Genomic DNA, 5877 nt, shown 5'->3' with positions numbered 1-5877 from the left:
TAAGACTTGAATTTGAAGTTTGAGGCATAAGTTGTGAAAGAACTTTGTAAGCATTTCCTATGGCTTTAGCTATGTCTATTTTATGATACATGGATAAAATATCATTTTCTTGAAAATTCACAAAACTTTCCATATCTTTAGCATAAATCTTATAATCTTTAGGTATTCCTGCAGCTTCATTAAAATCACTGGTAAAAAAACCATCTTCATCTACACCATAACCTAGTATTTTATTAACAGCCTTAGATTTATCGCTTACTAAATTTGAATTTGTTTCTTGGGTTTGTTTTAATGAGGTATTGTTTGAAATATTATTGTTGTTATTATCTACTGAATCATTTGTTTTAGAATTCTTTTTATTAGAATTTAAAGTATTTGTATAGTAATTATAATTTGAGTAAGAATTTATATTATTTATCATTTTACTGCCTTTTGGTTAGTGTAGATAATATTTATCATTTCTACCTTGTATATCGGTAGAAATGATAAGAAGTTTATGTTATAGAAATAATGATATATTTTTATAAATTTGTTTTTTTAATAATTTTAAATTTTAAAATTATTTTTTAAACTCTTTTATCTATGCTTTTTTCATTAAGTTTTTCCATAAGTTCTAAAATATCTACTCCATTTTCTTTTTGAACTTTTAAAAATTGTTCCCAAAAACTATTTTTTATTTCATCTTTGTAAGTTTCTTTGTTTTTACTTTCTGCTTGGATGGGTTGAGGCGTTTTGGTTTTTTCTAACATTTCTGGCGATTCATTAATTGGCTTGCTAAGATCAGCAAAGTACTTTTTTTGAAACTCGAGATAATTTTTTTTAAATTCATCTATGCTTTTACTTGTTTGAAAAACTTTAACTTTAGCTTCATCATAATTTACCCCATCAATATACATCCAATGGGGCGAATTAGTGTTTTCACTAATCCACTTAAATAAATTTTTAACTTCTGATTTTGACAATTCATTTTTTCTAAGCTTATCTTCTATTGAGCCCTCGATTAATCCTACTTTATTGCTTAGTTTTACATCATTTCCATACTCCTCTATAAGACTATTTCCCAAATTTATTCTTTCTTGTTTTGTAAGTTCAAGATTTTCATTTTTAATAATTTCACTTCTAAGTTTAATAAGATCTTTTAAAGGATTACTTCCATAATATTTATAATAAGAGCTTAAGAGCATCATCTTATATACCATCCTCCAAGAGCATATTCCATTTGATCTTTGTATTTATTAGCCATTTCTTTAATTATCATGTTATTATTTAGTATTGGGCTAGAGTTAAATTTATACAATTGAGAAGTATTAGGATCATAGGCTCCAACTCCATATGTAAATAAAACATAAGGTTTTCCTAAACCTGAAACTTTTACTTGTCTTTTAACACTATAAACAGGTAATAAATTTATAGCTCCTTGTGTTACTTGAAGAAATTCTGTAAGCCTATTACTACTAGGATTTGAACAAGAATCTTGACCTATGCCACATAAACCCTTTGGTTTGTTTGAATTTAAAAAATAATTAATTATATATTGATGTTCACCTTCTGTGTATTTTGCTAAGGCATATAGCTCCGTTGCTAGATTCCATTTGGATCCATTACTTAAAAATACAACTTGATACCCGCCCTTAACATCTTTCATCTCATTAAGACTAAGAACTTTAACACCTGCACTATTATCACTGAGTGCACCATTACTGACTTTAGCTAAAAAATCATCCCCAAAAGCAGAACTTGCTAATAAAGCACCTAAAGTTGCAACACTAAGTAATTTTTTAATCATAATTTACCCCTTCTATGTAAAAATATAACATAAACTATTTTATCATAAATGATAATTTTAAATCAAATTTTTAAAAATCTTAATTTGTAGAGATTTGAATAATATTTATATGAATTTTTAGTGTTTTAAGAATTTTTTATTTTTTAATATTAAAGATTTTCAAGCTTCTTTACTTTAAAATAAAAATTCCTCTATATTAAAGATAAGCAAATAAAAAATTATGATAAAATATTTCTCCAAAAAACAATCAGGGAACACAAAAAATGCAAAAAAAAACTTTTTTTAGTATTAAAGGTATCTTACCTTTTTTATTTATAGCCTTTATTAATGCCTTTGTTGATTTAGGACATAAGATTATTATTCAAAATACTATTTATAAAATTTATGAAGAAGATACTCAACTTTTATTAACAGCGATTGTAAATGCACTCATACTACTTCCTTTTATTTTAATGCTTTCTCCTTCAGGATTTTTAGCCGATAAATATCCTAAAAATTGGATTATGAAAATTTCGGCTGGTTTTAATGTGATTTTAACTATTATCATTTGTGCTTGTTATTATAATGGAGCTTTTTGGACAGCTTTTGTCTTTACTTTTATCATGGGAGTTCAAGCAGCACTTTATTCTCCTAGTAAGTATGGTTTTATAAAAGAATTAGTTGGAAAAGATCTTCTTGCTATGGGAAATGGTGCGGTTAATGCTATCAGCATAGTTGCTATTTTAGCTGGAATGGCTGTATTTTCCCTTGGTTTTGAAAATTTATATCAACCTACAAATAACACCGATCCATCAGATATTTTAAAACAGGTTGCACCTTTAGGATTTTTACTCATAGGTTTTTCTTTGATTGAATTTTACTTAGCTTGTCGTTTGCCACAGCTTAAAAACGAAGATAAAAATTTAAGATTTAATACGCAAGAATACCTAAGCGCCAAGTTGCTAACAAAAAATTTAAAACTTATTTTCAAAAATAAAACTATTTGGTTATGTATCGTTGGAATTTCTATTTTTTGGGCTATTTCTCAACTTTATTTGGTAACCTTTCCAGTGTTTAGTAAAAATGAACTTTTAATTGATAATACGTTTTTTGTACAAGTCTCTTTAGGATTTTCTGGCATAGGTGTGATTTTAGGTTCTTTAATGGCGGGCAAATTTTCTAAAAATTATATAGAATTAGGTCTTATTCCATTTGGAGCCTTAGGAGTTTTTATTATCACTTTAATATTACCTTATTTTACAAGCTTGATTACTTATAGTTTTTTATTTTTTCTTTTTGGCTTTTGCGGATCTCTTTTTATTATTCCTTTAAATTCGCTTATACAATTTCACGCAAAAGAAAATGAGCTTGGAAAAATTTTAGCTGGAAATAACTTCATACAAAATATAACCATGTTAGCTTTTCTTGCTTTGGCTACTTTGTTTGCAAATTTCAAACTCGATGTTATTTATCTGTTTTATTTTATCATGTTTGTAGCCTTTTTTGGTGCAATTTATGTTGTTTTTAAACTTCCTTTTTCTTTGGTTAGAATTCTTTTAAACATCGCATTTTTAGGAAGATATCGTTTGCTTGTGGAAGGTTTTGAAAATATCCCTGAAAAAGGAGGTGCTCTACTTTTAGGAAATCATATCTCTTTTATAGACTGGGCTATTGTTCAAATGGCTATACCAAGAAAAGTTTATTTTGTTATGGAAAGAAGTATTTATTCTAAATGGTATATTAAATTCTTTTTGGATAAATTTGGCGTTATTCCTGTTTCAAGCACAGGAAGTAAAGCGAGTTTAGAACTCATCGCAGAGCATATTAAAAATGGAGATTTGGTTTGTCTTTTTCCAGAAGGTATGCTCTCTCGTCACGGACAATTAAATGAATTTAAAGCAGGTTTTGAACACGTTTGCTCTAATTTAGAAGAAAATGATGGAATCATTTTACCCTTTTATATTAAAGGACTTTGGGGTAGCTCTTTTTCAAGAAGTGATGAAGAGTTTTCAGCCAGAAATAAAACTTTTAGTAAAAGAAGAATAGCTATAGCCTTTGGCAAAGCAATGCCATTGCATTCAAAAAAAGATGAAGTTAAGGCTAAGGTTTTTGAACTTTCTTTTATGGCTTGGAAATCTCAATGTGAAGCAATGCATACTATAGCAAGAGCTTGGATTAGCAGTGCAAAAAGAAATCTTAACAATATAGCCATCATAGATACTATAGCTGGTGCAATCACTTATAGAAAAATGTTGAGTCTTAGTCTTGTTTTAAGTGCTTTTATAAAAGAAAATACTCAAAAATTAAATATTCGCTTTGAACGTGGAAGTTATGCTCCCAAAGAAGAATGTATAGGTATTTTACTTCCAGCTTCTTTTGCAAGTTCTTTGGTAACTCTTTCAGTGCTTATTGCACAAAAAGTTATCGTTAATCTTAATTTTACAGCTGGAGAAAAGGCTTTAAAAGCTGCCGTAGAAAACGCACAAATTTCACAAATTTATACCTCAAGAAAATTCTTAGAAAAACTAGAAAATAAAGGCTTAAAATTAAATTTTGATGAAAATATTCATCTGATTTTTATGGAAGATATTGTAGATAATTTTAAAAAACAAAAAGCCAAAATCTTAAGAACAATGATAATGGTAAGCTTACTGCCATCTTTTATTTTAAAAACCATATTTACTCCATCTAAAAACAATCTCGCCATAGCGGCTATACTTTTTAGTAGTGGTAGCGAGGGTGCCCCAAAAGGTATTATGCTTAATAATAGAAACATTTTAAGCAATATTGCCCAAATTTCTGATGTTTTATGTACAAGAAATAGTGATGTCATGCTTTCATCCTTACCGCCTTTTCACGCTTTTGGACTTACAGTTGCAACATTTTTGCCTTTGCTTGAAGGGATTAGAAGTATTACTTTTGCGGATCCAACCGATGCTCTAGGTATTGCCAAAGCCATAGCTAAAAACAATGTAACTATAATGTGCGGAACTTCTACATTTTTAGGAATTTACGCAAGAAATAAAAAGCTAGATGCTTTAATGTTTGAAAGTCTAAGAATCGTAGTTTCAGGAGCAGAAAAACTTAAAAATGAAGTTAGAAATGCCTTTGAAATGAAGTTTAAAAAAACCATTTTTGAAGGATATGGGGCTACGGAAACTACGCCTGTAGCAAGTGTAAATCTTCCAAATCGCTTTGATGCGGATCATTGGCTTATACATCGTGCAAGTAAAGAAGGAAGTGTGGGTATGCCTTTACCTGGAACTGCGGTTAGAATTGTCGATCCAAATACCTATGAAAATCTTAAAACCAATGAAGATGGGCTTATACTCATAGGTGGCCATCAAGTTATGGTAGGATATCTTAACAATAAAGAAAAAACCGATGAAGTGATTAAAGAAATTGATGGTATTAGATGGTATAACACAGGCGATAAAGGGCATTTGGACGAAGATGGCTTTTTATATATAGTCGATCGCTATTCACGTTTTGCAAAAATTGGCGGTGAGATGATTTCACTTGGAACTTTAGAAGAAGAAATAGCCAAATTTATCAATACTGATGTGGTTAAATTCTGTGCCGTAGCTTTAGAAGATGAAAAAAAAGGAGAACAAATTGCTTTGCTTATCGAATGTGATGATGAGTTTTTTGAAGGAATTTGTGAGGCTATTAAAAATTCTAATATGCCTGCTATTTTTAAACCGAGTCGCTATTTTAAAGTAGAGAAAATTCCTCTTCTGGGTTCTGGAAAAGTAGATCTAAAAGGAGCTAAAGAATTAGCAAAAAATTTGATTTAATAAAATTGATAAAGAGGTAATATATTCTCTTTATTTTTTATTTTCGCTTATATACCATTTATCTTAAAATAAGTCTATATTTTACAGTGATATAATTTTACTTCTTTTAAAAATTGAATCTGATCTTTGATTAAATCTTGCATTAAATTGATAAATTTAGGGGTTACTATACGCCAATTGTATGCATTAGATATTAAATCAGTCAGTATCTTACCATCATTTTCATCGATTTCAAATGTAGGTGTTTGCCAATTTGCAATAGGTTTAGATTCTAAAAGTGCATATTCATCATTATTTTTTATATCTACAAGATCA

General features: G+C 28.9%; 4 protein-coding genes and 1 pseudogene. 1 reads left to right on the top strand and 4 read right to left on the bottom strand.

Annotation, left to right across the window (positions count from 1 at the left end; genetic code table 11):
* The 3 genes from CQA76_RS08670 to CQA76_RS08660 form a co-directional block, all read right to left on the bottom strand.
* On the bottom strand, positions 1–421 hold a 421-nt coding region (locus CQA76_RS08670), incomplete at its 3' end, for a Cj0814 family flagellar-dependent secreted protein (protein WP_408608987.1).
* A 145-nt stretch (positions 422–566) separates the two neighbouring features.
* Complete coding sequence (locus tag CQA76_RS09110; protein ID WP_170999738.1) at positions 567–1187, bottom strand: hypothetical protein; 621 nt, start codon at positions 1185–1187, stop codon at positions 567–569.
* Entirely contained in the window at positions 1184–1786 is a 603-nt protein-coding gene (locus CQA76_RS08660) for a bacteriocin (RefSeq protein WP_137622987.1), read from the bottom strand. Before CQA76_RS08660 ends, CQA76_RS09110 begins: the two co-directional genes overlap by 4 nt.
* Positions 1787–2049: 263 nt before the next feature.
* Between CQA76_RS08660 and CQA76_RS08655 the strand changes: the two genes are divergently transcribed.
* Positions 2050–5562: an acyl-[ACP]--phospholipid O-acyltransferase gene (locus CQA76_RS08655; RefSeq protein ID WP_137622986.1), complete on the top strand. Its 3513-nt coding sequence runs from the start codon at positions 2050–2052 to the stop codon at positions 5560–5562.
* 74 nt (positions 5563–5636) lie between these two features.
* Here CQA76_RS08655 and CQA76_RS08650 read toward each other — a convergent pair.
* Positions 5637–5877: pseudogene (locus CQA76_RS08650) on the bottom strand (imm11 family protein); the annotation flags it as partial.

This window comes from Campylobacter aviculae (assembly GCF_005406215.1).
GTDB lineage: Bacteria > Campylobacterota > Campylobacteria > Campylobacterales > Campylobacteraceae > Campylobacter_D > Campylobacter_D aviculae.
The sequence above is the reverse complement of the archived record's forward strand: the minus strand, read 5'-3'. Positions and strand labels throughout refer to the sequence as shown.